This window comes from Haloferax sp. Atlit-6N (assembly GCF_003383195.1).
In the GTDB taxonomy this organism is placed as follows: Archaea; Halobacteriota; Halobacteria; order Halobacteriales; family Haloferacaceae; genus Haloferax; species Haloferax gibbonsii.
On the sequence record NZ_QEQJ01000002.1, the window covers coordinates 597,247 to 621,313 of the forward strand.

Below are 24,067 nucleotides of genomic sequence, written 5' to 3' on the forward strand. Positions count from 1 at the left end.
CTCTAACTTTCCGAGTCAATCACGAAGGCGGAATCCCACGACGGTCGGTCTCTTCGCACACCGTGTTCGATTTGAATTCACCGCTTGAATCTCGGTTTGATCGGCGTCTGAGCCGGTCTTAAGTGGTCGACTCGTCTCGAGAGATTTCATTTCGAACAGGGTGTGAGGTGACGATCTAGTCGGTCGTGAACTCGGTGCCTCGGTTGTGGTCACGAGGATACCGTATTCAAGCGTGGTAACCCACACCCCTCGTACCGAGTGACAAACAGGCGAGCGACGGCGTTGTGACGCCCGCAGTCGCAAAACGACAGCACACAACTCGGACCAACGAGGACCACATCGCTGGCCATCTTAATTCAAGCAGGGAATCCCGGCCTTTAGGCCGGGAGGGAATGCGACACGGTGTTGACCACCCGCTACTCGGTGGTCGGGCCGGAATCCAACTCCCGCTGTGCGTGGAGTAGCATCCCTTTCCACGTTAGACCGTGGCGTTTCTTCGTCTCTTTCAGCGACTCGTACTGTTCCTCGTCTACCTCGAAATTGATGTGTGGCATATCTCATTCTTGCGCCCCGTTACACTTAATTATATCTACGTTCTATCTACGGGTGTGTCTGAGACGGTGACGAAGACGCTACTGGCCACTCTCGCCACACCCACGGCGGGCAAAGAGCAACGCCTACAGCGGCTCTTGGACACCTACCGCGAAGCACTCCACGACGCCTTCGACAACAGGGCGGATACAATGTCTGCCGTCAACGACGTTGTAACGCCCTACGAACTTCCGTACCAAGCCAAAGACGCGCTTAAATCCTACGTCCCGAAACTCCGTTCGACGTACAACGCCGATGAGTTGGACGACGAGCATCCGCTTCGACTCGTCAATCGGGCCGCGAAGTTCGACTACTCAGACGAGCGCGAACACGGCTTCGTGTGGCAGGTCCCGCAACCCGGACGCGGGACGAACTTTTGGATTCCGCTTCGAATTAACCCCGAGCAGGAATCCCTGTGGTTCGACCTGCTCTCTGAAGACGCGAGGGCGGGCGAGTTGCGCCTACAGCGACACCGCACGTCGTGGGAGTTGCACGTCACTGTCGAATACCCGGTCGAAGAATCGACCGACCCGGACAACCCGACGTATATCGGCTTCGACGTAGGCGAGAGCGCGTTGATAACGGGCTGTGCCCTCAAACGCGACGTACCACGGAAGCCAATGCTCGTCAACGGCAGTCGAGCGCGACACCTTCGCAAAGAGATGTTCACCACACTCCGGCGGCTACAGTCGAGAGACGCCGCCGAGTGGCGCGTGGACGAACGGTTCGACCACTACCAAAACGCTCTGACGGATATTGTCGAGAAAGCGTCTCGGCAGGCCGTCGAGTATGCCCAACAGTTCGAGAACCCCGTTATCGTTCTCGAAGACCTATCGCACATCCGCGAGCGGTTGGACTACGGGAAGTACATGAACCGCCGCCTTCACGCATGGGCGTTCGCCCGGTTACAGGGCCGACTCGAAGACAAAGCGACCGAGGCAGGGATTCGCGTTGAGTACGTCAACGCGGCGTACACCTCGCAGACGTGCCACGCTTGCGGTCGTCTCGGTCGGCGGAGTCAGCAAGCGGAGTTTGTGTGTCCGCACGACGACTGCCACGTATCGGAGTTCCAAGCAGATATTAACGCGGCGGCGAACATCGCCGGTCGCGTCAACCCGTGGGGAGAGAGCGTCCGTTGGGAACCCGGACGCAATGACTCGCCACAGGACGGGAGCGGTAGTGACACCGCCACAGTCCACCGAGAGACGAGTCCGATAACCGGACAGATGACGCTCTCGGCGTACTCGGACTGAAACCTGCCAAACCGGATTCCCCTCGTAGGGGAAGCCCCGCCGTTTACGGCGGGGAGGATGTCACGCAAGAACGCCCGTGACTGTAGCCCCTGACGATGCATAAAAAAGACCGCCCTCCAATGTGTTCTGAGTGTTCTGTTTTTTTTTATATGGTGCCACACACCGGTTTGCAAGTGTTCTTCAGCACGTCGCGGGGTCGATAGTCATCCATGAGAAGGTGTCACGGTGAGGGGGAACCACACCACAATCGAAACGAAATCTCCACAATCCGAAACCGATTGTTGGCACCCTCACACACCGTTTTCGAACGGGGGCAGCTCAGGTTACCACTACGAATTCGACGCTCTCCCGCTCCAGCTTCTATGGTCGGCTCACCTCCAGTCGTGATCTTTGATCCCTTCGTAGTGTTTCAGACGAGTCTCAATCTCCCACGCTTCCCAGCGACATTCATGGTAAAGGACATCAGCGAGCTTGTCGAAATTACTTTTGTCGAGTTCGATACCACGATTTCCACGGTGAGTGATATAGGGCTCGCTCCGAAGATCGGCGTAGACCTCACGTGCGACTGGGTAGTCATTGCCGATAGCCGAGAGGCTGAGGAGGTCTTCTTCGGTAATCGGTGTCCCCCACTTGTGTTTCGCGATCATTGTTGCTAAGAGGGCGCATTTCACCGACGGCTTCTCCATGATCGAAGAATCAAGTCGGCCGCATATAAATGCTGTTAATGGCCGTTAACACTAGTGGAAACGTTTATACACGCAGAATGGGTGAACCTCTGTATGAGCAGTATAGAGCACGCGGCTGATCGAAGAGACAAAAAGGAACTCCGAAAGGAGCACCCGAGTGGATGGCTCTATCTCACGCAACACGACGCCATCCCGATTCTCGTAGACGCGTTGCTTGACCTTCCGCCGAATCGTGAGTTCAACAAGACAGAGTTCGCAGACCATGCTGGCGTCACACGCCAGACTGTCGGCAATTACACCGACCTCTTGATTGAGGTTGAACTCATCGAAGAAGTTCCGGACACGTCCCCGCGCCGGTACCGGGTCACAGATAGCAACGTCGTCCGAGAACTCTTTGGACTGAACAGCGCGCTCAATAGCGTCGATCGCGAGTAGAAACGACTCCCCCAGTGTATTCCGAGTGTTCTCCTTCTTTTATTGCCAGCTCGGCGAGTACCGTCTTCGGCTACTTGTTCTGGAAGACCCCATCGGTACCGAGCGCCTCTGCCTTCTCGACTGCCTCGCGCTCACGTTCAATATCCTCGAGTAGATCGCCAATGAGAACCTTTGCAACGCCTTCGTCCAGTTCTCCGTCGAGGTACTGTTGGTGCAACTCGACTCGGTCTTCATTTGAGAGCACTTCCCCAAGCCAATCGTTCCACGGACATATCTGTTGTGACCAGCCATACGTGTCATGATAGACTACCCTGGTGGCAGACTCAAACCCACGGTGAAGAAGGAGTTCGCTGTATGGTCACACCACACGTATCACATCGCCGGTAAGGTAATTTGAATAGTGGACTGACCACGTCTCTTCAGTCAAATCTGAGTTGTCGTTCTGGAGTACGTTGGTACGTCGAAATTGTTGCTTACGGGTTTGTGAGGTACGGCAGCTCGTACTGTCGTTCAAATTCATATTCGGTGGGGTATACCGGTGCTGTCGTCTCCGCCCATACCTCGTTAACTCGCGCTTCGATCGTCTCGAAGACGAGTCGGAGTACGTCGTTCATGTCGGCAGGGTATTCCGCGTCAAGTGCGGTCGTTTCGCTGGGACGTGGTGGGACGTGGAAGTGGTCGTCCGTGTTGTGTGTATTCGGATGACGGTCCCATCGACAGACCCAGCGGTCACCCGCCCATCGTTCGCGATAGAGTAGATTGAACTCGCCATTCAACCGCAGTCGAAGTTCAAGCGCCGCAGCGTCAACCACGTCTGGATAGTACGTCTCCTCGAACGATGCAACAACACGGTCTGGTTTTTCGAGGGGGAAATAGTGGACCGACTCAACCATCGAAAGCGCTGCGAGACGAGAGCCAAGCAGCCGCATTCGTTCTTCGTTGAGGTCATCACGCCGACCCATCGTCAGGGAAACGGCGATGCAGCGCTGTGACCACCATCGGAGTCGAGTCGGAGTTTTGCCTCTCGAAGTTCTCGGAGCCGACGGGTGACCGTTCGCCACTCACGCAGGCGCTCTGCCGCGTCGTCGTCGCGAGCAGCAATCCCAGCGTACGCGACCGCGTCCGGTGACGGTTCGTCGAAATGCGCTGCGAGTTCGCGCTCGCGGGCTCGGTACTCGTCAATCGCCTCAGCGACCGCCGCGGACGTCTCGAACTCGCGAATCAGTTCGGTGACCCGACGAAACTCGAAGTACGCCTCGTTCCGAACGAACAATGCAGGGTTGTCAGCGACCTTCTCGAGGACGCCGAGATCGACGAACCACTCCAAGTGGGGGCGAGCACCCTCTTTCGTGCAATCAGCGCGAGCCGCGATATCCGCGACAGTCGTTGGTGTGGTGAGCGTCGTGGCCGCCTCGTACACACGGTCTTTCACAGTCCGCTGTGTAACGGCGCGTTCCCACTCCTCGGTGAGGTTCGCGTCCGGGGGCGTCGGCGTCTCGTCGGTCATGACCGGTGCTATGTGGCCCGCAAATATTACTTTGTGGGTACTTGTATATCTGAGCGGTATCCGTTGTTTTGTGCGCATCGTGCTGCATACAGGTCGCGGCTTGGTCCAGACGATAGAAAAATTCACAACCAGTAGACATGATCGGACAGTATGAACCGCCGCGCCTTCCTTGGGGCTGCTTCCGCAGTCGGAATCCCAGCTCTTTCCGGGTGTGGCACTCTCGAGAAGGTCGAAGAACCCTTCGTCACATACCAACTCGACGGGATCTTCACAGACAACGCCGTCGACGAAGCAATCGAGTTCACAGTAGAGGTACTGGATGGAACTGACCCGATATACGAAACGCCGGTTACCCTCAGTGCACTCGGCGCTGACGACGGCGACTCCTCCACGGTGATTGAAGCACCGTGGATGGACGATACCGCACGATACGGGATTCGAGTCACATCGACAGCCGGCGAACAGGTGACTTTGACGTTAGCCGACGTGTTAGCCCACAGAACAGCGGCGGTCCATGACAAACGCTACATCGAATACACAGTCACCTACACCGGGTTTTTCAGGCTCTCTGTGAATTTCTACGACGAACCTCGAACCTGACAACGGGAGAGTTGCGGGCGAAATACAGCGCGCAAGCACTGTCCAGAGAGACTAATACGGCCCAAATCGCCGGACAGAGTGGATCTCACGGAGACCTTCTGTATCGAAGTCAGCATCTGAGACGACCAGTTCCTTTCCTTCAGACCGAGCCGTAGCCGCAATCATGAGGTCACGTGGCGACATGGGGGTGCCAGATTCGAGAAGGCGGTTCTGCATCCGGGCAGCTTCAAACGCGACCTCTTCGGAGAAGTCAAGAGCGGTGATTCGCCCGAAGTTCTCACGCGCCCCGATGAGGTCCGTCTCACCCGCTGAAAACACTTCACCAGCGAGAACTTCATAGATACAGATGCTGGATGTGACCAACGTCGGTTGTTCATCGACGAACTCAACGACTTCCGCAACACCATCGAGGTAGTCGATGATAACCGACGAATCGAGAAAGGTCACTGCTGAAAGCTCTCTCGGGAACGCTTGATTGCTTCGCGCGCCTTCTCGGCTTTGTCAGTTCCGTTCCACGCACCGGCGTTCATTCCCGATCCCTCATTCGCCAGTCGATCGAGGAACTCATCCCAACTCTCGTCTTCACGCTTCAGCCGCGCCAGTTTCGCCTTCGTCTCATCTGAGACGCGGATTGATGTGCTCATATGCATACGTTGTGTATGCAGGCAGAAGTACTTTGAGGAAGCCACCACTGTTGGATTGCGACAGTGGCCAGCTGGCGGCCTCGCCGTCACGGCTCACGTTCCGGTCGAGTCTCATCCCACTGTTCGTCTTGCCGGTGGCACTCGTCGTCTTTTGGGCCTACCGTCGGTGGGCGAACACACAGCGGCCGACTGACTTCCAGCCACTCGACCGCCGTCGCAGCCAAGTGAACAGCGTCCGCCGATCAATTCGAGAATTTTGATCAAGACGGACACACCGTTTTGCAAGTGCTTGGCTGAGACAGACGAAGTGACGCATCTATACGAACGGTACTGTTGTACATGGATTCACGAATCCACACACCACATATCGAGTGACAAACTAGTGAGTGAAGCGATGTAACGCCACTATTCGCAGAACAGCGATACACAACTCGTGCGAGGATCGTATTGGTAGTCACCTAGAACGGACTGCGACACCGCAACTCTTGTCGAAGTATAAATAACCTCCCTCCAAAGTGTTCTTGCTGCTCTATTCTTTTATATACTACCCACACACCGTTTTGCAAGTGTTCTTGCTGCTGTTATTTCTGCCCGAGATACAGAGAACGGAACGACAGATAACACTTGGAAAGTGGTGTGTTCCACATATAAGAAATTTACTAACATATAGAACACTCTGATGGGTGGTTTTATAAATAGACATGTCGAATTTAGCGTAATGACCCATCACGAGTTCCGAAAAACACGAGACATCTTCATCACGAAGGACGTGTTTTCAGAGAACTACTCTCCGGAGGTACCCATCGAGCGTGATGATGAGATTGATGAGTACATGACGGCACTCGAGGACTCACTCTTTGGAGATCAGCCATCAAACATCCTTACGTACGGGAAGACCGGCGTCGGAAAAACTGTCGTCACGAAGTACGTCCTCAACCTCCTCGTCGAGACAGCGACCGAGCGCGATGTTGACATCGAATACTTCGAGGTGAACTGTGGCAGCAATCAGACGTCGTACCAAGTGGCCCTCTCACTCCTCAACAAGATTCGTGCACAGACAGGGCAATCACCACTGAACCGCGGCTACGGTTTTTCCGAGGTCATGTCGCGGTTGTACGAACAGATTGAGTCGCTGGATGCGACGGTCTATGTGATGATTGACGAAATCGATTACCTTGGCGGTGATGACCGTATTCTCTACGAGCTACCACGAGCGTACAAGAACGGCTATTTGGATACGAGCTTTGTCGGTGTCATCGGTATCTCGAACGACTACTCATACCGACAAAACCTCTCGTCGAAAGTCAAGGATACGCTTCAGGAACGTGAAATTCGATTTCCGCCGTACAACGCTAGTGAACTGCAGTCGATTCTCCGTGAGCGGGCAAGCGAAGGCATGAAATCCGGTGTCGTCGGTAATGGTGTAATCGAGCAGTGCGCAGCACTCGGTGCCCGCGATACGGGATCGGCCAGACAAGCAATCGATCTCCTCCGGGAAGCGGGAAATGTCGCCGAAGAAGCGTCAGCAGATGAAGTTGAAGTTAGCCACGTCGAACACGCAAAGGAGCGAGTCAAACGCGGTCGTATTCGGGACGGGGTCACCGACCTGACCGACAGTGGGCTGATGGTTCTACACGCGGTTGCGAGCCTCGCTCGGAGTGGTGAGACACCAACTCGGCTCAAATCAATTGTTTCGGTGTACGAGGAAATTGCGACGCACTACGGACGCCGTCCACTCGGCGAGTCGCGTATCAGAGACCATGTGGGAGATCTGACTATGCTCGGGTTTGTGACTGAAGAACGGAAGAACCTCGGCCGAGCAGGAGGACAATTCTATCAATACTCACTTGCAGTCGATAGTGACCTCGTGTATGACGTCGTCTCCGAACGACTGTCGTAACGAGGGACGCAAATTCGTGTGCGGCTACTCAGCTATATCTTCAGGGACACCGTTTTGCAAGTGTTTACGGAAAGTCAAGGAGAAAGCCCCGTGCTTCAGCGCGGGGATGAATCCGACACCCCTTCCACATACGGTGTTCGACGTGTTGAACGGCTGTTTTTAAGTAGTCAGTCAGGGTACTAACATCTATCCGAGGCGGCACGCCCGCCCTACTAATCGGACAATATCGGGATTCCCCGATTCCAAGCAGAAAGCACCCCCTTTCTGTGCCGGAACACGGGGTGCAGAAAGCAAGTATCTCTGAATCCCTCACGGGATAGGAGTAACGGCTGATTGGCACAGCCAGTAGTTGTCCACACCGGGGGGCTACGAACCTTAAACATCCCAACCCAGCGGTGCGGTGCCGTGGGAATCCACGCCCTTCAGGGCGGGGAGGATGTCAATGGAAAACCCTTACAAGCACAACCGGAGTTGGCTGCTTGAGCAGGTTTCGAATTGAGAAAGAACACTTGCAAAACGGTGTGTGGGTGTCGTATAAAGAACCAGAACACACGGAACACATTGGAGGGTGGTGCGATATAGCTCAACCCGTTATGCTGGGGTGCAGATTAGCTGAAAATCAGCGCTAAGCCTCCTTCCTCAAGGAGCGACCGAAGGCAGTGAGTAAGGAGGGAATACAGCGTTCACGAGAGCAATCATGTGGGCGAACGAGACACAGGGCGTCTCGTCAACGCCGCACGATTAGCAAACACGTTCGACACTCTGCCCACAGGCCAACGTTTCACCATAACCATTATCCGAAGATGAACGCGAGCAGTGCGGCAACTGCAAGTATACCGAGACACACCCACAGGAACGATTTCACTGTCGACGTGAGAAGCGACGATCCACCGCCCCCATCGGTGTAGCCCATCGATTCGAGGATGTCGGAACCGGTGGTCGACGAACCTGAGTCTCGGTGCCCCTGCGGTGCGTCCTGTTCGGCAGTCTCTCTGCCGACTGCACTTCCGAACCCGGCACCTGACGGATCTTCCTGGACCAGACGTTCATTGATTGGTTCGGTGACACTAATAGTAGTGGCTTCCGAACCGAGCGCGCGAGTCGACCCAGGGAACTCACGACTGAGTCTTGTTAACAATTGTTAACCACCGCTGGCACCTAGTGGAATGCCAGTATGACCGCCGACGAAGCGTCGGAATACGGACCGACACCGGAGCGGGCGTTTGCCATTCTTGGCCACGAGACGCGGCTCGCGATCCTCTTCGCGCTCTGGGAACACCGGCGTCTCGACGAACACGTTCCGCAGCACCCGATGACGTTCTCAGCGTTACGAAAGACGCTCGGGATGCGGGACGGTTCGCAGTTCAACTACCACCTCAAGCCCCTCCTCGGCCGGTTCGTCCACCACGTCGCAAACGGATATGTTCTCCGACGGGAGGGCGAGCGTGTGGTCAGCGCCATCCTCGCCGGCGCGTTCACCGACGAACTCGTGTTCGACGCCGTCCCGAACGACAAGCCGTGTGAACTCTGTGGGGGACAAACCGTCTTCGAGTGCAACACGGAGCTGACCCGTGGATATTTCGCGATCAGGTGCACCGAGTGTGAAGGAGCGTTCGGTGGCACCGGCTTCGATGGGACGTTGAGCCTGACCGAATCGCTCTCGCCAGTCGGTACTCGCCGTCGGGACCCCGCGGAGTTCTACCGGGCACTCGACGTCATGGTGAAACACCAGATTATGTCCGCAATCGAAGGCGTCTGTCCCGACTGTACCGGAACCACGAGCGCGACGCCCCACGTCTGTCGGGACCACCACGTGGACCCGGGTCACCGCTGTGTGTCGTGTGACACCATCTTCGAGGTCCAGTACGACATCGTCTGTGACGTCTGTCGCCAGCGATTCAGTATCCCGAGCAACCGCTGTTTGCTCACCGAGCCGCGAGTGCTCGTCTTCCTCGAAGATCATGCCTACGACCCCTGGTACGACTGGCTGTTGATCGAACTGGAATTAGTCCACCGCCAGACCGTTCTCTCGGAGACCCCGTTCGAACTGGAGCTGGTCCTCGAGGCCGACGGAGACCGACTGGTTGCGACCCTAGACGAGAAGGGGGCAGTCACAACTCTTCACAGACTCTCTCGGGAACAGTCATGACCGCTGGCTTAGGCTACTGAATTCCAGTCCGATCCTGGATAGAAATATAATTCAGCTTACATATATGCCCTGAGACGCCGTCAGTACTCACGAGGAGACATGACCAGATTCGAACCGGTTGGACGAAGCGCGATTGAACAGCCCGACGGTGTGTTGCGCCGGACCGTGTTGAAAGCCAGTGCCCTGACCGTCGCCGCGCTCGGCATGAGCGTTCCCGTTGCCGCCGACCCGATAGATCACAACGGCGAATCGAAAGCAGACCGCGACGTCGACAGCCCCGTGGGCTTTACCGTCGAACTCCTCGCAGGGCACGCCACGTTCCCCGACGAAGTTGCCGCGACGTTCCGGCTGAAGTACGAGGATGGAGACAGAACCATCGTCTCTAATTTGCCACGGGACGCGTCGACGACAGTCTTCGCGAAGGTGACGTGGGACCCCGAGGGGACCTCGGGCTGGCACACCCACCCCGGACCGGTCATCGTCAGCGTCGTCGAAGGCGAACTCGAACTCATCAACGAGCGCGACTGCATCACCCGGACCTACTCGGCGGGTGAAGCCTTCATCGACCCCGGACAGGGGAACATCCACATCGCGTCGAATCCGAGCCAGCGCGACATCGCCGTCGCCTACGCGACGTTCCTCGGCGTGCCAGCCGGCGCGCCGGCGACGGTGCTCGTGCCTCCAGTGGCCTGTGACTAGACGCTGGGTCCTGCGTATCCAGCGTCGGGTGTTTGAGTCATGCTCGGCGGGCATTGCGAACTCGGCCGGGCGCCGTGCTGTGTCGTGTGGGTTCGGGAACTGGCGTGCGGTGGCGACCCGTTAGCGGGGACGCCGTGGGGCACAGTTCGTTACGCTGCTGATTGGTTCCCCGCACCCACGTCCTCGGGTGCCTGCTGGAGCCACGCGTCGAAGTGAACGTTCGATTGGCCCGCGCTGTTCGGGTCTTCGGAGACGGCTGCACCGCTGCCGTTCGCGAGTGTCCCCGTCACCGGGTCCGCGAACGGTGCGTCCACGTCCGCGGCGCTCGATGGCCCGTCGCTCGCACCCCAGTAGTTCGACGTCGCATTCACCACGTCGGCGTTCTGATTCAACACACCGTACGCGGTGTTGTTGGCGATGCGGTTGTGGTGGACGGCGACGAATGCAGCGCCCTCGGCCGTGGGCGAACAGACTGCCGACGCCCGAAGGGTGATGCCGTGTTCGTTGTGCTGGATGTCGTTGCCCTCGACGACGAGGTTGCGGTCGAGCGCCCTGACGAAGATGCCGTCCGTGTTGTTCATGATGTCGTTCCCGCGAATGTCGTTCGCGCGGTCATCAGTCGAGTCGACGAAGGAGATCTCGACGCCGATTGCGTTGTCTGCAAGCGTGTTCCCCTCGATGGTGTTGTTGTACGAGTTCGCCCGAAGCGACACGCCGACGTCAGTGTCGGTAATCGTGTTGGCTGTGATCGTGTTGTCCGTCGCGAGTTGGCTCATGACGACTCCGGTTCCCGCCCCGGAAATCGTGTTGTTCCGGACGGTGTTCGACCCGGCGTTTCGGAGGGCGATGCTCCCGCGTGGCCCCGTACCGGGGTTGGTAAGGACGTTGTCTTCGATGGTCACGGCCGACGCGAACGAGACGGTGATGTCGCTGTGGGTGAGCGTGTTATTCGCGACGCGCGTCTGGGTCGGGACGCCGCGGGCCAGCCCGACCGCAATCGAGCCGTTCACGACCTCGTTGTCGACGAGGTGGGTGTTCGTGACGTCATCGGACGCGTGTTCGACGGTGATCGCCCCGTTGACGATGCGGTTCGACGCGACGACGTTGTCGGAACTGCCGTCGTTCACCGCGGGATCCGAGGTGCGGACCTGAATCGCGTCTCCCGACTCGGCGGTCGCGACCACGTCGTTCCCGCTGACGATGGCGTCGTTGACGGTATCGAGGCGGATGCCAACCGTCTCGTAGGTCGTGATCGCGTTATCGACGACTTCGATTCGGTTCGACCCCGCTGTGCGGACCGCGCTCTCGACGTGCTCGAAGGTCGAGTTCCTGACCATCGCTCCGTCTGAAGCGGTCTCGTATCCCGGCCGGGTGTCGAGCGAGCCAACCTGGACGCCGATGGCTGTCTCGGTCACCGTGAGGTCAGTCGCCGTCGCGTTCGGCGCGAAGACGAAGTTGAGGCCGGTCCCCCAGGAGTCGACGGTGAGGTCGCGGACGGTGACGTTCGCGTGGCCGTCTGCAGTCCGGCTTTCGGTCTGGTTCGCGTTGACCGCGACACCGTCGCCGTCACCGGTCAGGGTGTGACCGTTCCCGTCGACGACGACAGCACTCGATTCGATGTCGAGACAGGGACTGGCGGTGGCGTTCGTGATGTCGGTCCCGAGCGTGTAGACACCGGGGTCGGTGATGGTGGTACACTCGGTGATCGACTGTGAGTGAGACATCTGTGCCGTACTAATTGTGGGAGCCGCCGTCGACGCCACTACGAGGGCCGTCACGACGGCGACTGTCGCAAGTAATCGTCGCATCCGCGTGGGAGTGGTCAGTGTCACCGCATTATTATCAGTCGGCCTAGACAGTATGCGTGAACTCGTCGACGCTGGTGCTGATTTTGTTGGTGCTGCAGACAGGCCGCGGCTTGGTCCAGACGATGGAAAAATTCACACTCAGTAGACATGATCGAACAGTATGAACCGCCGCACCTTCCTTGGAACTGCTTCTGCAGTCGGGATACCATCTCTTTCCGGGTGTAGCACCCTCGAAACGGTCGAAGAACCGTTCGTCACATACCAACTCGACGGTATCTTCACAGACAACGCCGTCGACGAAGCAATCGAGTTCACAGTGGAGATCCTGGATGGAACGGACCCGATATACGACACACCCGTTACACTCAGTGCGCTCGACGCTGACGACGGCGACTCCTCCACGGTGCTTGAAGAGCCGTGGATGGATGAGAACGCACGGTACGGGATTCGAGTCACATCGACAGCCGGTGAACAGGTGGCGCTGACGCTATCTGACGTGTTAAACTTCGAAACGAGAGCAGTTCACGACAAGCCCTACATCGAATACACAGTCACCTACACCGGGTTTTTCAGGCTCTCTGTGAATTTTTACGACGAACCCCGAACCTGACACCGGGAGAGTTGCGGGCGAAAGACAGTGCGCAAGCACTGTCCAGAGACTAATACGGCCCAAACCGCCGGACAGTGAGGATCTCACGAATCCCCTCTGTATCGAAGTCAGCATCTGAGACGACCAGTTCCTTTCCTTCAGATCGAGCCATAGCTGCAATCATGAGGTCACGTGGTGACATCGAGTCGCCTGATTCGAGAAGGCGGTTCTGCATACGGGCAGCTTCAAACGCGACCGCTTCGGAGAAGTCAAGAGCGGTGACTCGGCCGAAGTTCTCACGCGCCCCGATAAGATCGGTCTCAGCCGCTGAGAACACTTCACCAGCGAGAACGTCAGAGATACAGATGTTGGAAGTGACCAACGTCGGTTGGTCATCGACGAAATCAACGACTTCCGCAACACCATCGAGGTAATCGATGATAACCGACGAATCGAGAACGGTTACTGCTGGAAGCTCTCTCGGGAACGCTTGATCGCCTCGCGCGCCTTCTCGGCTTTGTCAGTTCCGTTCCACGCACCGGCATTCATTCTCGATCTCTCATTCGCCAACCGGTCGAGGAATTCATCCCAACTCTCGTCTTCACGCTTCAGCCGCGCCAGCTTCGCCTTCGTCTCGTCAGAGACGCAGATTGATGTGCTCATGCGCATACATTGGGTATGCAGACAGAAGGCGGTTGAGGAAGCCGCCACTGTTGGATTGCGACAGTGGCCATCTGGCGGCCTCGCCGTCACGTCTCACGTTCCGGTCGAGTCTCATCCCACTGTTCGTCTTCGCGCTCCTGATGTGCTGTTCACTCGATCGAGGCAGTCTACATCCGATGTTCGCCAATCTATCACTCGTTCGAGGGGTGGGGGTCAGTTGGGTCATCCTATCGGCGTCCGTTTTTCAATCGCAACGAGTGAGTCGTCGAGTGCGTCGAGAACGTCGCGAGTGCTTGGTTCGCTCCCCCAGGAGTACCGAGACGTCGTGGTAGTGAGGCCGACTTTTGCAGCAACGACGAGTGATGGGTCTGGGTCGCTCTCGCTGTATCCCTGCGTGTTGAACACGTCGTTGAACGCGTCGCTCCGGACCCACGACAGCCACGTTGTTTCAGCGTTCTCCCCGAGGAGTGCCAGCACTCGGTCGTCGGTCAGCCACTCGACCGCCTGCGTGGCGTTCGTGTTCGTGTCGTCGGGGAGGACGAGTAAGTCGGCGTTGTACGGTTCGCTCACCGTCTCGATGTCTGGGGGCATCGAGAGGTCCAGTCCATCGGCGACGTACACCGGCGTCACGTCGAGCCGTTCAAACGTGGGCGCGTCGTCCCGCTCGTCCGTTTGGAGGGCCGAACACCCAGCGAGCGAACTGAGCGCGGCGACGCCGCACGCACGAAGGGCGGTCCGGCGAGTGGAGTGTTGCATGGAAACGAGTTCGTGGGTGGGACTGAAAATATGTTGATTAGTTAAGGAGTCGGGTTCCCACGGGTGAACGAACATCGTCTGACTCACACCACATTGACGATAGGTTCTTGTCACTTGGCGAGAGCCACCACGTATGAACGGCAAACGAGTCCTCGTTACTGGCGGTGCCGGCTTCATCGGCTCGAATCTCGCAAATCATCTTGCGGAGGATAACGACGTCATTGCAATCGACGACCTCTATCTCGGAACGCCTGAGAATCTGGATGATGACGTGGAGTTCCACGACATGACGGTCCTTGACGACGACCTCCCGACCGAAGGCGTCGACGTGGTGTTTCACCTGGCGGCGCTGTCGTCGTACAAAATGCACGAAGAGAACCCGACGAAGGGTGCCCGTGTCAACATCGAAGGCTTCGTCAACACGGTCGAACAGGCCCGGAAAGACGGCTGCGACACGGTCGTGTACGCGACCACGTCGTCGATCTATGGCTCGCGGACGGAACCGTCGCCGGAAGACATGCCCGTCGAGTCTCGCACGGGATACGAAGCGTCGAAGTTAGGCCGTGAGCGCTACGCGGAGTACTTCCACCACCACTACGACATGCAGCTCGCGGGAATGCGTTTCTTCTCGGTGTACCAGGGCTTCGGTGGCGCAGAAGAACACAAAGGCGAGTTCGCGAATACGGTCGCGCAGTTCGCCGACAAAATCGCAAACGGCGAGTCGCCGGAGCTGTTCGGCGACGGCACCCAGACGCGTGACTTCACCCATGTGGACGATATCGTCCGCGGCATCGAACTCGCGGCCGACGAGCGGTTGCAGGGCATCTACAACCTCGGGACTGCCGAGAGCTACTCGTTCAACGAGATGGTCGATATGATCAACGACGTACTCGGGACGGACGTCGAGCCCGTGTATGTGGAGAACCCCTTCGAGGTGTACGTCCACGACACCAAGGCGGACTACTCGAAGATGCACGACGCTACCGGGTGGGAGCCCCAGGTGTCGTTCGAAGAAGGTGTCGAGCGAGTCTGTGAGCCGTATCTGTAAGTCAGAAATTCAATGAGGCTGAGTGAGTATCTCTCGTGGTCAACGTTGAACTAGATCCTACTTCAATTCCTGTAGCGTGCGCATTTCTGTAAGTCCGGGTTGGTGAATCTGGAACGATGATGGTGGTGAATTCGAACTATAGGTCTTTTCGACGCGCGGGTGGCCCTCGTTTGGCTCGTTAAGTGCGCGAAGTACCTCATGTGCATCACTTCGATTCTTCACGACCCACACCGCTGCTTCGGGATCGCACGCAGCCATCTTGTCATAATCTTCGGGGACAGCAGTCAAAATATCGTGATTCGCACGCTCAGCTTCGAGTGTGACGACGATGTCACCATGCTCATCAAGACAGACCGCATCGAGACGCGAGCCTTCATGTTCGTAGTACGCGACAGCTTCGACAGCTGCCGAGTCATCGTTTGCAACGAACTGGGCTTCGAGATATCGCCGGCCAAGTTCGACCATGACGACGTGGAGACTCGACTCACTCAGATCGCCGCGGCGGTGACCATGGGCGATTCCTTCGCGGTGGCGAACTGCAATCGCACGACGGCCCTTTGGCGTGACTGTATAGAGTTTGTGCGGGTACGTGCAATCGACCGAGAGAGACCCGCCATCGATGAGTTCTTCCACCTCCTGATATCTGATGCCGGTGTATTCTTGGAGGCGAACCATGCTGTCATTCAAGAGGTCGTACTCGAATTCGGGATCGAACCGACGCTGATGTGCAGAGTAGACCGCTTGGAGGAACCGCAGTTGTGCGTCGGTAAAGGCGCTACTACCGCGTTCGACTGCCGAGAGTTTGAGTGGGAGCTGTGAGATTGGAATTTCATCCCGGTCAACTGCTTCGAGGCTGTGACAACACTCGATAGCATTCTTGATGCCCGTGAGTGTTGGGTCGTACCGAGTCGAACATGCATCACAGACGACTGCATGAACTTCGGGGTCATACACTACCATCGATGGGAGACGCGATGTGTAGGGTAGTGCAGAGTTGATTCGGGCATCGGGTGTCGGTGCATTCCGATCTGGGTATGGCTCTGTTGGCGATTCTTCGGATGGTGGTTGTGCGGGCGTGGGAGTCGCGTGGTGTGTCGACGCTGCGGACTCATCAAGCGGTGCTGAGTCGCGGTGGCCCATCGGCGTGGGTGTTTGTGCTGGGTTGGTTCGGTTGCCAATGCCTGAGACATCGATCCCATACGCTCGGGAGGAACGAGCAGTACACAACTCGAGTGCTGTCGTGTATGCTGTCTCACGAGCGGGCGAAAACGGGGAATCACTTTCTGGGTGGCCAGCTGGGAGTGGTGGGCTCTGGAGGACGAACGGCTGTGGCTCTGGTTCTCCAAACCCTGCAGGGAGCGTTGCGAACCACTGGCCACGACGAAGTGCACGGAGTCGGGTTTGCACCTCTGTTTCGGGAAGCTCGGCTGTTGCAAATCGCCGACTGAACTGTGAGTCAACTGCAACGTTCCCCGTGATAATCGTCGAGACGTTATTGAGAACTTCGCGATAGGCCTCTGGATTGGCTTCTCTGAGTTGTGCCGGAAACTGCATCGCTAGGGTAACCGAGAGGCCGAACGAACGAGACTGGGCAAGGAGCTCAGACAAGAGCGATGACGTCGATAACTGTGCGGCTTCTTCGAGATACAGATTCACGAGTGGGTGGTCTGTCTCGTCGTCACCTTGTCGGGTCCGCCGGCGAAGGGCAGTCCACAATGCTGAGAGAATAACGAGCGTGATGACGCGTTGTGAGGCCGGTCTGAGACCCCCCGTCTCGATAATGATGATTGCGTCTTCGTCGATGAGTCTCCGAAGGTCGAAGTCCGGTGCATCACGATCGTCGTCCGGGGTATGATTGAACATCTGTGCAAGTCGTGCATCGATTGGGATTTTCTCGATACGGTTTGCAACCCCTTGCATGAGTTCGTCGAACGAGCGCTTCGAGTTGGCGGCGACACCTGCGAGCATCGCCTGGAGGTCTTCATCAACCACTGGTGGTGGGTTGCGTGTTTCGTGTAATCTGGCGACTGCCGTCTGGAACTCACGATGGCTAAAGACATTCGACCCATGAATCGGATCGAACATCGCTTTGAGAACATAGCGAATGATGTCGGGTGACCGAACCGCCTGTTCGAATCGGTCGCGACCCATGATGCCGATCAGGATCTCGATGTAGTGGTCGACGACGTCTTCGACAGCAGTTGTGCGGTCGATACCTGCATCGAGTTGGTCGCGAATATCGAAAAACGACAGCGCGGGGAGCGTCTCTGTGCAATCGAAGTAGTAGACGTTCTCGAGTGAGCCGTATTTCGCATAGTGTGCTCGGAGGTAGTCGTCGGCCATCCCGTCACCTTTGGGATCGATGAGGATGTCGGCACCATCCGTTGCTGCGTGGTTCGCGAGAAGCGCCGCAACGAGCGTTGAGGATTTGCCAGACCCAGTCCGGCCGAACATGCCAACATGGAGTGGTTGGAGTACTGGCGGAAGCGAAATAGGGACGGCTTCGGCATCGCCGTCGGCCGTCTGTGCATAGCCGAGCGTGAATCCCGTTGTTCGATATCTCTCAAGTCGGTCACGTGATGGGCGTGGAAGGCCGTGTTCGTCGGGGGGTGTGGGGGCGATCCCACGGTGGGCTTTTGTCGTGAGGGTAGCTGCATCTAAGAGACACACCAACGGGAGTTCATGTCCATCCATGACGAGTCCACGACTGGCATTTTCTGTCCACGGAAGTCTCGCAGTTACCTTCGAGTGTTCTGGGTCGATTGTGACGCGATTACGTAGTGATTCGTAGATCGATTTTGCGTCTTCACCGTGGTGTGTGCGACCTTCGATTCGGTAGTGATCGCCATTAAGATGCGAAAATGCCGTGGTGACTGGGGTACAGTCGGGTAATTGTGCACGTTGGTCGGTCGTCGTCGCAACTGCCCGGGCGGTGACTGTAAAACTGTGTTGTGCGTCTTTTTTGCCGAGTGCCTCCACGCGCGAGCGAACCGCTGAGTCAGAGACGTTGTTCTCGGGGGCTGTCGACACAAGCCAGTCCTCGGCGAATCGCTGGAAGACCGTATCCCGGCCGTGTTTGAGTCGTTGTTTTCTGTCGAGGGCGTGATGTCGCCAGTCTGGATACGGTGTGATGAGTATTTGCAGCGCCATCGGAACCGATGAGCTGGCAAGGGTACTCACCACCGTTGCGAGTGGCAGCCGAGTTTGTGCCTCGTCGAATTCGTCGTATGCGGTGAGTGTGGTTTGCCAGTCTTCGCGTCGGTCTGTGACGCCCACGAACTCGACTGCTCGGTACCGTGGTAGTGCAGCAAGTTCGAGGACTTCGTCGTCTGGGTCAACATCAGAGCCAGCAGGTGAGAGTCGATTGAGTGGGTCTGTCGTTGCAGTCGAAATATCGAACGAGTTCGGAACGAGTTCTCGACACCACGCTTCGATCGCTGGGGCGAGTGCAGTGTCGACACTCAGGACGTACTCGATCGTGTCTGCGTTCGATCCATCAGTGACGAGCAACCACTCAAGTGTGGCTGGCTCGCGGTTCGATTCTAACAGATAGTACAGTCGGGTGAACTGTGCTGTGACCGTCGAAGGGGAGAACGTATCGTCAGTCGGTGAAAGCTGTATGAACCGTCGATCGGTGCTAGATGGAATAGTGACCGTTGCTCCCATTCGAGAGCCATAATGCCTTCTATATCTGTAGATTCACTATTTATACATGTTTGAAGGCCGATAGTGTTTTCTTATTTGGGACTAATCTAGACATATATCCAGTAGTACATGTGTGGGTGGACAACACACGCATCGCTGGTGAGTGCAAGGACACAACACGGAAATTGGTGAGTGAATCGCGTGATCTCATCGAAGCGGAGACGTTCTGTCTGGTCATCGACCGTGACTATTCACTCGATGATACAGAATCGAGCGCATACCCGCGTCTTTAGGCGCGGGAGGAGGTCAAAATCTGAGCTGGAGACACTGTCGAGTGAAGCAGATTCAGTCGAGTGAGTCGCTTTCAGTCGTCTGCTGAGTATCTGTTCGTCTCAATGTGGAGCGTTCCGCCCCCGTTTGAAACCCGTTGAACCAGTTCTGTTGAAATCCTCAGTCGCTGATAGTTTGCTGAGGGCGTGCTGAATACAGCGCGCAAGTAGGGCATGGACTCAGCCCCCGGTGAGAGTTGACTGAATCGCTCAGAATAGAAGGTGAGTTCAGGGAAAGAGCCAAGCAAAAGCGGCTTGTTTCATTCCGTATGAATCAGAGGCGAATCGGAGATATTTTTCTCGGGGTGACGATGGTCTTGATAGGTGTCGCCCCGCTGGGATTCGCCCTAACTGGATGGGGAGACTTGGTGGCAGGCAACGGATTCAGCGCAGTCTCGGGGAGCCTCAAGACACTTCTTGGAGTGGTTTCCATAGTCTTTGGGTTAGTTTTAGCCGTAGCAGGCGTCACTGTCGTAAGAAATGGACGTTCCGAGTCAGATACAGATTCACTCTACTGATTCGGAGAGTATTCTTGCGACTCAGTTAAGAATCGATGTGTACATGAATGGCATTTATTTAATCGACTCTTGGAGCACTTCTAACTGCAGTATTAGTGTTTGTATTGGGACATCGAGCGACATCATGAACCTCTCAGGAGCTAGCATTTTATACTTTATGAGCGATTTTTTCGCAAATGAGGTCTAGATTAAATGAAGCTATCTCCAACCCACTGGCTATACGTCGCAGCTCACGCAGTCATTTTTCTCATAGGAGTTGTAATTATATCTTTCGGCGGAACAATTGCTATTTCTATCGGTACCTCACTAATCGCAGCAGGCGCAGCGGGATGGATTCTCTTTTTATATGTGTGGATATCGGAAGACAGGACCAAGACTGTCAGAATGCTTACTAATTTTGGGCTTACAGATGCCTTTGATGAAAGGGGTCCGAAAATAAAAGATACATATGCGAAAAAACTGGATGATGTTAATGAGTCGATCGATATCCTCGGGTTCGGATTGAAAACTTTTAGAGAGGACTTTGGAGATGAATTTGAAAATTGGGCTACTACTGTTGATGTAAGGGTGCTACTTATTGATCCAACTTATCCTATGGGAGTTAACCACACGTATGCTCAGCAGCGTGATGAAGAAGAAGGGAATAGGCCTGATAAAATATATAATGATGTGAAGAATTTCGTTGACGAGACCCAAGAGTTACGGGAGAATGAACAGTACAATTTCGATATTCGTCTATACCAGTGCCTACCGTCTGTTACAATATTTCGTATTGATGACGAGATGTTTTGGGGACCATACACGGTCCGAAATAAAAGCCGAAATATGCCTATATTTCTGGTAGAAGACCACGGGCATCTATTTGAAAACCTGCAAGACCATTTTGATGCCATATGGGAAAGTGAAGACCTATCTCGATCTGTCCCCGAAACTTTCTCGCGTGATGAAGCAACTGTAGATAAGCCACATTCGCAATGACTAACTCCAAACTGAGTAAGATGAGCTTTGACACTGATGCGTCTGGAATAAACCATATAATCATTCTTGGGAAAACAAATTCCGGAAAAACAACAGCAGGTAAAATTATTGAGCAGGTCTCTGATTTCACACATATAGAGGCTAGCGATGTCTTCCAGAATATCTTACAAGATCAAAATAAGAAATATTCTGTAGACAATATAATGAATTATCTTGAAACCACTGATGGAACTGGTGTTGCACAAGAGATAGTCAAAGAGATTAGAATAACTGGATGCAGTGCAGTAATAACCGGGCTACGGAAGCCAGAAGGAGTTCGGTTCATGCTGAGTGAATTACCTAAAATAGTTGTCGTTACCATAGTTGCCCCTCGATCAGTCCGTAAAAGTCGTATTGATGAAAACCGAAGCAACTCGATCGATAACTCTAATCTGAAGTTCGAAAGAAAAGAAAGTATCGATGAATGTTTGGGCATAAACCAAGCGATAAAAGAATATTCTAATATTGAGCTTCAAAATACGGGTGATATTGGTACATTTGAATCAAAAATCACAGAGTTGCTTTCTGAGTTATAGTCAAAAAAATTGATGTGAAACATAAAGTCGCCGCCCTCAAACGGCGTACTGATGCACCTAGTTTGCGATGAGGACTGCACTGTCTGCGGATGTGCTAGAATCAATCAAGAAAAACTTAATTTGCCGAGTGCGATGACAAAAATCCTCGGGGAGTCAGCCTTGACGCTGCTGTCTTCCAAGAGCACCACGTTTTAACTTCTATCTCCAACAGACGAAGACATCTAACACATATAATTATAGAAATCTAGAATCATCTATCTGTGTCTGCTTAGAATCCTCTGCTACCAACTCAAAACAATTACTATCTTTACGTATTGTCTCTCGTGTAGCAAATTCTAATATTGTCTTTATCCGATCTTTTGACACACCACTGTTAATGACAGCTGCATATTCACCCATTCTCTGACAGACTTGGTCAAATATTGGGCGACGAAAATCATATTTTAAGAAATCCTTGATTGGCATCTCATTATAAACTTTGTTTGCACCATTTGGCGTGAAATATAGGTTAAAATCATCTGCACTCAGCCAAGAGAATCTCTCGTTTTCTTCCCTAATCTTCCCGTCTAGATTTATCTTTCCTCTCTGTCTATTCGTCAATATTAACGGGCCATGGTTCGGGATATTCAGGGCCAATCCCGATTCTATCGTCGCTCCATTACTCTGAGAGAATTTCAATTTGAGGTCCTCTTCTGACTTGGTATTCCACCACTTCTTGAAATACTGACCAGGCCCCTGACCATCCATTGCGTCAAAAAACACTGAAGTCTGTTCTATAAGAAAGAATGTGTCTCTAATTTCGTCGAACACATTTCTTTTTATTGCTTCAGATAGCAATAATTCCATATCGTCAGACTGGATCTCTTTATACTCTAACGGTACGCAGACCAGTTCAACTCCGTGCTCTTCTTCCAACTTATTTCGATATGATAGGTATCGAAAGTGGTCGAATTTCCTGCTACTAGAGGTTATGAGAGGGAGGAGTATACTGTCTTCAGACATACTTGTACACTGATGTTATCTGTGGGTTGAGCATCCGTTTATAAATTGGTTCCCCACCTTTTTGATTATCAACCCCAAGGGACTCTTATGCGAATAGAAACGGGTAGTCGCCTTCATTTTGGACTTATTGATTTAAACTCGAAGTCAAGTCGTGTTGACGGCGGAATCGGACTTGGAATAAACTATCCTGGTGTGACGCTGGAAGTTGAAGAGTCGGCTTGTTTGAAAGTCCATGGGCCAATGCGAGAAAGAGCAAAAAACGCGGCGGAAGCAGTAATAGACCGATATAATATTCAGCCGGCTGAGATTAGTATCAAAGAAACGATTCCTCAACATAAGGGGCTAGGTTCTGGCACCCAAATGGACTTAGCTGCTGGCTTTGCGGTTGCGAGAATGAACAACTTGGAGCTCTCTACCCCCGAAGTAGCTGAGGTTGTTGGACGAGGGGGGACATCTGGAATTGGGACTGCTGTGTTTGAGAAGGGGGGATTTGTATTAGATGGCGGCCATGACCTAAATGAAAAAGGTGGGTTTCTTCCATCTGCAGCTTCATCTGTCTCGCCTCCACCAGTGATTTCCCGATTGGACTTCCCTGATTGGAATATCAAAATACTAATTCCTGATTCGACTGGTGCATATGGCTCTGATGAGGTCTCAGTGTTTAATGATGAGTGCCCAATTCCTATCTCTGAAGTACAACAACTTTCGCATATTATTTTGATGCGACTTTTACCTAGTGTTGCAGAATCGGATTTTGGCTTATTTAGAGATTCAATCAAACAGATTCAGGAGGTCGGATTCAAAAAGAGAGAACTACAGCGACAACCAGATTCGCTATCGATAATTGAAGAACTCAAAAATAGAGGGTATGCGGCCGGAATGTCATCTTTGGGGCCCGCTGTTTTTGCTATATCTCCAGATCCAATATCTGTACCCTATGGCGGCATCAAAACCATTGAAACCAGAGCGATGAATCGAGGCGCTAAATTCTCATAGTCTTTTGAGGCTCTGTTGAAACCCTCAGTCGCTGATAGTTTGCTGAAGCCGTGCTGAATACAGAGCGCAAGTCGGTCAGGCGAGATTGATTACAGACGAACCTTTTGGATGGTTCGATGCAGGTAGGTTGATAATCGGATGAACTGTATATGTGTAATGTGCTTGAATCGTCATTTGCTCGTTTTGTGGCGACCGTTCTGGGTGTCCTTTTCTTTGCACAATTGATAGACGGGCTGTTCATCCCGCCTGACCCGTTCACACAGTTGCTCTTCATCGGCCCAGTGATGATTGTGGCTCTCCCGGTTGCGTACTACCTGAGTTACCGAGGCGGGTACGAGCGACTGACAACACGTGTAGATCGGTAAAATTTCCACATTCAATCTCGGGTAAATAAGCCGAGCCAACGTGAATACAACAGCAGGTGGTTGCTGAACTCACCCTCTGTCTGTGTCACACGGGCTCTGTCAGGATCTACGAATTTCAACAGAGCCGTTGAACCAGTATTCTCGAACTTATCAACTCTCATTGACCGCCTTATACGGTCGAAATTAGCTCGTTCGGCTTCCTAGCTATAGTAGTCGTTAGAAGTAATTACTCACTTTTGGAACTGAAAGTTGCTCAAGGGCAGTATCAATCGCTGTTGTTAGCTCGTCAAGTGAGTCGAAGAACCGGTTACTCAGAGCTGCTTGAAGCTGT

At 54.4% G+C, this 24,067-nt stretch carries 24 protein-coding genes and 2 pseudogenes; 12 read left to right on the top strand and 14 right to left on the bottom strand.

Features of this window, described 5'->3' with window-relative positions:
• Positions 1-416: 416 nt before the first annotated feature.
• The gene (locus tag DEQ92_RS23885; RefSeq protein WP_008096044.1) at positions 417-554 is read right to left on the bottom strand and encodes a hypothetical protein; all 138 of its coding nucleotides are present in this window, start codon (positions 552-554) and stop codon (positions 417-419) included.
• Positions 555-608: 54 nt separating this feature from the next.
• Between DEQ92_RS23885 and DEQ92_RS12245 the strand changes: the two genes are divergently transcribed.
• Positions 609-1,844, top strand: a complete 1,236-nt coding sequence (locus tag DEQ92_RS12245; RefSeq protein WP_049913637.1) for an RNA-guided endonuclease TnpB family protein — start codon at positions 609-611, stop codon at positions 1,842-1,844.
• A gap of 371 nt (positions 1,845-2,215) precedes the next feature.
• Here DEQ92_RS12245 and DEQ92_RS12250 read toward each other — a convergent pair whose 3' ends face one another.
• Positions 2,216-2,530, bottom strand: a complete 315-nt coding sequence (locus DEQ92_RS12250) for a hypothetical protein (RefSeq protein WP_115820858.1) — start codon at positions 2,528-2,530, stop codon at positions 2,216-2,218.
• Between the two features lie 93 nt (positions 2,531-2,623).
• Between DEQ92_RS12250 and DEQ92_RS12255 the strand changes: the two genes are divergently transcribed.
• The gene (locus DEQ92_RS12255) at positions 2,624-2,965 is read left to right on the top strand and encodes a hypothetical protein (RefSeq protein ID WP_199522907.1); all 342 of its coding nucleotides are present in this window, start codon (positions 2,624-2,626) and stop codon (positions 2,963-2,965) included.
• Between the two features lie 70 nt (positions 2,966-3,035).
• Here DEQ92_RS12255 and DEQ92_RS23440 read toward each other — a convergent pair whose 3' ends face one another.
• From DEQ92_RS23440 to DEQ92_RS12265, 3 genes are all read right to left on the bottom strand, one after another.
• Positions 3,036-3,209 (bottom strand): hypothetical protein, encoded by a 174-nt coding sequence (locus DEQ92_RS23440; RefSeq protein WP_158547626.1) that lies wholly within the window; start codon positions 3,207-3,209, stop codon positions 3,036-3,038.
• Between the two features lie 229 nt (positions 3,210-3,438).
• On the bottom strand, positions 3,439-3,894 hold the full coding sequence (locus tag DEQ92_RS12260) for a hypothetical protein (RefSeq protein WP_008096049.1): 456 nt from the start codon (positions 3,892-3,894) through the stop codon (positions 3,439-3,441).
• 35 nt (positions 3,895-3,929) lie between these two features.
• The gene (locus DEQ92_RS12265) at positions 3,930-4,472 is read right to left on the bottom strand and encodes a hypothetical protein (RefSeq protein ID WP_115820859.1); all 543 of its coding nucleotides are present in this window, start codon (positions 4,470-4,472) and stop codon (positions 3,930-3,932) included.
• Positions 4,473-4,622: 150 nt separating this feature from the next.
• Here DEQ92_RS12265 and DEQ92_RS12270 point away from each other — a divergent pair, with 150 nt between their 5' ends.
• Positions 4,623-5,072 carry a hypothetical protein gene (locus DEQ92_RS12270; RefSeq protein ID WP_115820860.1) on the top strand — a complete coding sequence of 150 codons (450 nt, stop codon included), beginning with the start codon at positions 4,623-4,625 and terminating at the stop codon, positions 5,070-5,072.
• Between the two features lie 51 nt (positions 5,073-5,123).
• On the opposite strand, the gene DEQ92_RS12275 is transcribed toward DEQ92_RS12270, so the two are convergent.
• Together DEQ92_RS12275 and DEQ92_RS12280 are read right to left on the bottom strand one after the other, a co-directional pair.
• On the bottom strand, positions 5,124-5,519 hold the full coding sequence (locus tag DEQ92_RS12275) for a type II toxin-antitoxin system VapC family toxin (protein ID WP_008096052.1): 396 nt from the start codon (positions 5,517-5,519) through the stop codon (positions 5,124-5,126).
• The gene (locus DEQ92_RS12280) at positions 5,516-5,716 is read right to left on the bottom strand and encodes an antitoxin VapB family protein (RefSeq protein WP_115820861.1); all 201 of its coding nucleotides are present in this window, start codon (positions 5,714-5,716) and stop codon (positions 5,516-5,518) included. The genes DEQ92_RS12275 and DEQ92_RS12280 overlap by 4 nt, the downstream gene beginning before the upstream one ends.
• Before the next feature lie 718 nt (positions 5,717-6,434).
• On the opposite strand from DEQ92_RS12280, the gene DEQ92_RS12290 reads away from it, so the two are divergent.
• The 3 genes from DEQ92_RS12290 (at position 6,435) to DEQ92_RS12300 (ending at position 10,464) form a co-directional block, all read left to right on the top strand.
• The gene (locus DEQ92_RS12290) at positions 6,435-7,616 is read left to right on the top strand and encodes a Cdc6/Cdc18 family protein (protein ID WP_158547627.1); all 1,182 of its coding nucleotides are present in this window, start codon (positions 6,435-6,437) and stop codon (positions 7,614-7,616) included.
• Positions 7,617-8,790: 1,174 nt separating this feature from the next.
• Positions 8,791-9,765, top strand: a complete 975-nt coding sequence (locus tag DEQ92_RS12295) for a winged helix-turn-helix domain-containing protein (protein ID WP_115820864.1) — start codon at positions 8,791-8,793, stop codon at positions 9,763-9,765.
• Between the two features lie 165 nt (positions 9,766-9,930).
• Positions 9,931-10,464, top strand: coding sequence for a cupin domain-containing protein (locus DEQ92_RS12300; RefSeq protein ID WP_233516859.1), 534 nt, complete (start codon positions 9,931-9,933; stop codon positions 10,462-10,464).
• 149 nt (positions 10,465-10,613) lie between these two features.
• Here the strand turns inward: DEQ92_RS12300 and DEQ92_RS12305 are convergent, their stop codons facing one another.
• Positions 10,614-12,188 (bottom strand): NosD domain-containing protein, encoded by a 1,575-nt coding sequence (locus DEQ92_RS12305; protein ID WP_158547628.1) that lies wholly within the window; start codon positions 12,186-12,188, stop codon positions 10,614-10,616.
• A gap of 244 nt (positions 12,189-12,432) precedes the next feature.
• On the opposite strand from DEQ92_RS12305, the gene DEQ92_RS12310 reads away from it, so the two are divergent.
• Positions 12,433-12,882, top strand: a complete 450-nt coding sequence (locus tag DEQ92_RS12310; RefSeq protein WP_115820866.1) for a hypothetical protein — start codon at positions 12,433-12,435, stop codon at positions 12,880-12,882.
• 49 nt (positions 12,883-12,931) lie between these two features.
• On the opposite strand, the pseudogene DEQ92_RS12315 reads toward DEQ92_RS12310, so the two are convergent.
• The 3 genes and pseudogenes from DEQ92_RS12315 to DEQ92_RS12325 form a co-directional block, all read right to left on the bottom strand.
• Positions 12,932-13,309: pseudogene (locus DEQ92_RS12315) on the bottom strand (PIN domain-containing protein); the annotation flags it as partial.
• Positions 13,310-13,323: 14 nt separating this feature from the next.
• Positions 13,324-13,524, bottom strand: a complete 201-nt coding sequence (locus DEQ92_RS12320) for an antitoxin VapB family protein (protein ID WP_115820881.1) — start codon at positions 13,522-13,524, stop codon at positions 13,324-13,326.
• A gap of 222 nt (positions 13,525-13,746) precedes the next feature.
• Complete coding sequence (locus DEQ92_RS12325) at positions 13,747-14,280, bottom strand: hypothetical protein (protein WP_199522908.1); 534 nt, start codon at positions 14,278-14,280, stop codon at positions 13,747-13,749.
• Between the two features lie 133 nt (positions 14,281-14,413).
• Between DEQ92_RS12325 and DEQ92_RS12330 the strand changes: the two genes are divergently transcribed.
• Positions 14,414-15,328: an NAD-dependent epimerase/dehydratase family protein gene (locus DEQ92_RS12330; protein ID WP_115820868.1), complete on the top strand. Its 915-nt coding sequence runs from the start codon at positions 14,414-14,416 to the stop codon at positions 15,326-15,328.
• Between the two features lie 57 nt (positions 15,329-15,385).
• Here DEQ92_RS12330 and DEQ92_RS12335 read toward each other — a convergent pair whose 3' ends face one another.
• Entirely contained in the window at positions 15,386-18,994 is a 3,609-nt protein-coding gene (locus tag DEQ92_RS12335) for a TraM recognition domain-containing protein (protein ID WP_199522909.1), read from the bottom strand.
• Between the two features lie 505 nt (positions 18,995-19,499).
• Between DEQ92_RS12335 and DEQ92_RS23210 the strand changes: the two genes are divergently transcribed.
• From DEQ92_RS23210 to DEQ92_RS23220, 3 genes are all read left to right on the top strand, one after another.
• Positions 19,500-19,820 carry a hypothetical protein gene (locus tag DEQ92_RS23210; RefSeq protein ID WP_147299490.1) on the top strand — a complete coding sequence of 107 codons (321 nt, stop codon included), beginning with the start codon at positions 19,500-19,502 and terminating at the stop codon, positions 19,818-19,820.
• Between the two features lie 192 nt (positions 19,821-20,012).
• Complete coding sequence (locus DEQ92_RS23215; RefSeq protein ID WP_147299491.1) at positions 20,013-20,798, top strand: hypothetical protein; 786 nt, start codon at positions 20,013-20,015, stop codon at positions 20,796-20,798.
• A gap of 20 nt (positions 20,799-20,818) precedes the next feature.
• The gene (locus DEQ92_RS23220; RefSeq protein WP_147299492.1) at positions 20,819-21,373 is read left to right on the top strand and encodes a hypothetical protein; all 555 of its coding nucleotides are present in this window, start codon (positions 20,819-20,821) and stop codon (positions 21,371-21,373) included.
• Between the two features lie 234 nt (positions 21,374-21,607).
• Here the strand turns inward: DEQ92_RS23220 and DEQ92_RS23225 are convergent, their stop codons facing one another.
• On the bottom strand, positions 21,608-22,375 hold the full coding sequence (locus DEQ92_RS23225; RefSeq protein WP_147299493.1) for a non-canonical purine NTP pyrophosphatase: 768 nt from the start codon (positions 22,373-22,375) through the stop codon (positions 21,608-21,610).
• Between the two features lie 87 nt (positions 22,376-22,462).
• Here DEQ92_RS23225 and DEQ92_RS12345 point away from each other — a divergent pair, with 87 nt between their 5' ends.
• Complete coding sequence (locus DEQ92_RS12345; RefSeq protein ID WP_115820870.1) at positions 22,463-23,371, top strand: beta-ribofuranosylaminobenzene 5'-phosphate synthase; 909 nt, start codon at positions 22,463-22,465, stop codon at positions 23,369-23,371.
• A gap of 581 nt (positions 23,372-23,952) precedes the next feature.
• On the opposite strand, the pseudogene DEQ92_RS12355 reads toward DEQ92_RS12345, so the two are convergent.
• Positions 23,953-24,067, bottom strand: a pseudogene (locus DEQ92_RS12355) (IS630 family transposase); the annotation flags it as partial.

Excerpts from the sequence above, each read along its gene's own strand:
- DEQ92_RS12310 (WP_115820866.1), top strand. The coding sequence starts at position 12,433 with ATGAACCGCCGCACCTTCCTTGGAACTGCTTCTGCAGTCGGGATACCA.
- DEQ92_RS23220 (WP_147299492.1), top strand. The coding sequence starts at position 20,819 with ATGAGCTTTGACACTGATGCGTCTGGAATAAACCATATAATCATTCTT.
- DEQ92_RS12250 (WP_115820858.1), bottom strand. The coding sequence starts at position 2,530 with ATGGAGAAGCCGTCGGTGAAATGCGCCCTCTTAGCAACAATGATCGCG.
- DEQ92_RS12270 (WP_115820860.1), top strand. The coding sequence starts at position 4,623 with ATGAACCGCCGCGCCTTCCTTGGGGCTGCTTCCGCAGTCGGAATCCCA.
- DEQ92_RS23885 (WP_008096044.1), bottom strand. The coding sequence starts at position 554 with ATGCCACACATCAATTTCGAGGTAGACGAGGAACAGTACGAGTCGCTG.
- DEQ92_RS23225 (WP_147299493.1), bottom strand. The coding sequence starts at position 22,375 with ATGTCTGAAGACAGTATACTCCTCCCTCTCATAACCTCTAGTAGCAGG.
- DEQ92_RS12335 (WP_199522909.1), bottom strand. The coding sequence starts at position 18,994 with ATGGGAGCAACGGTCACTATTCCATCTAGCACCGATCGACGGTTCATA.
- DEQ92_RS12295 (WP_115820864.1), top strand. The coding sequence starts at position 8,791 with ATGACCGCCGACGAAGCGTCGGAATACGGACCGACACCGGAGCGGGCG.
- DEQ92_RS12290 (WP_158547627.1), top strand. The coding sequence starts at position 6,435 with ATGACCCATCACGAGTTCCGAAAAACACGAGACATCTTCATCACGAAG.
- DEQ92_RS23215 (WP_147299491.1), top strand. The coding sequence starts at position 20,013 with ATGAAGCTATCTCCAACCCACTGGCTATACGTCGCAGCTCACGCAGTC.
- DEQ92_RS12330 (WP_115820868.1), top strand. The coding sequence starts at position 14,414 with ATGAACGGCAAACGAGTCCTCGTTACTGGCGGTGCCGGCTTCATCGGC.
- DEQ92_RS12280 (WP_115820861.1), bottom strand. The coding sequence starts at position 5,716 with ATGAGCACATCAATCCGCGTCTCAGATGAGACGAAGGCGAAACTGGCG.
- DEQ92_RS12265 (WP_115820859.1), bottom strand. The coding sequence starts at position 4,472 with ATGACCGACGAGACGCCGACGCCCCCGGACGCGAACCTCACCGAGGAG.
- DEQ92_RS12320 (WP_115820881.1), bottom strand. The coding sequence starts at position 13,524 with ATGAGCACATCAATCTGCGTCTCTGACGAGACGAAGGCGAAGCTGGCG.
- DEQ92_RS12260 (WP_008096049.1), bottom strand. The coding sequence starts at position 3,894 with ATGCGGCTGCTTGGCTCTCGTCTCGCAGCGCTTTCGATGGTTGAGTCG.
- DEQ92_RS12325 (WP_199522908.1), bottom strand. The coding sequence starts at position 14,280 with ATGCAACACTCCACTCGCCGGACCGCCCTTCGTGCGTGCGGCGTCGCC.
- DEQ92_RS12345 (WP_115820870.1), top strand. The coding sequence starts at position 22,463 with ATGCGAATAGAAACGGGTAGTCGCCTTCATTTTGGACTTATTGATTTA.
- DEQ92_RS12305 (WP_158547628.1), bottom strand. The coding sequence starts at position 12,188 with ATGTCTCACTCACAGTCGATCACCGAGTGTACCACCATCACCGACCCC.
- DEQ92_RS12255 (WP_199522907.1), top strand. The coding sequence starts at position 2,624 with ATGAGCAGTATAGAGCACGCGGCTGATCGAAGAGACAAAAAGGAACTC.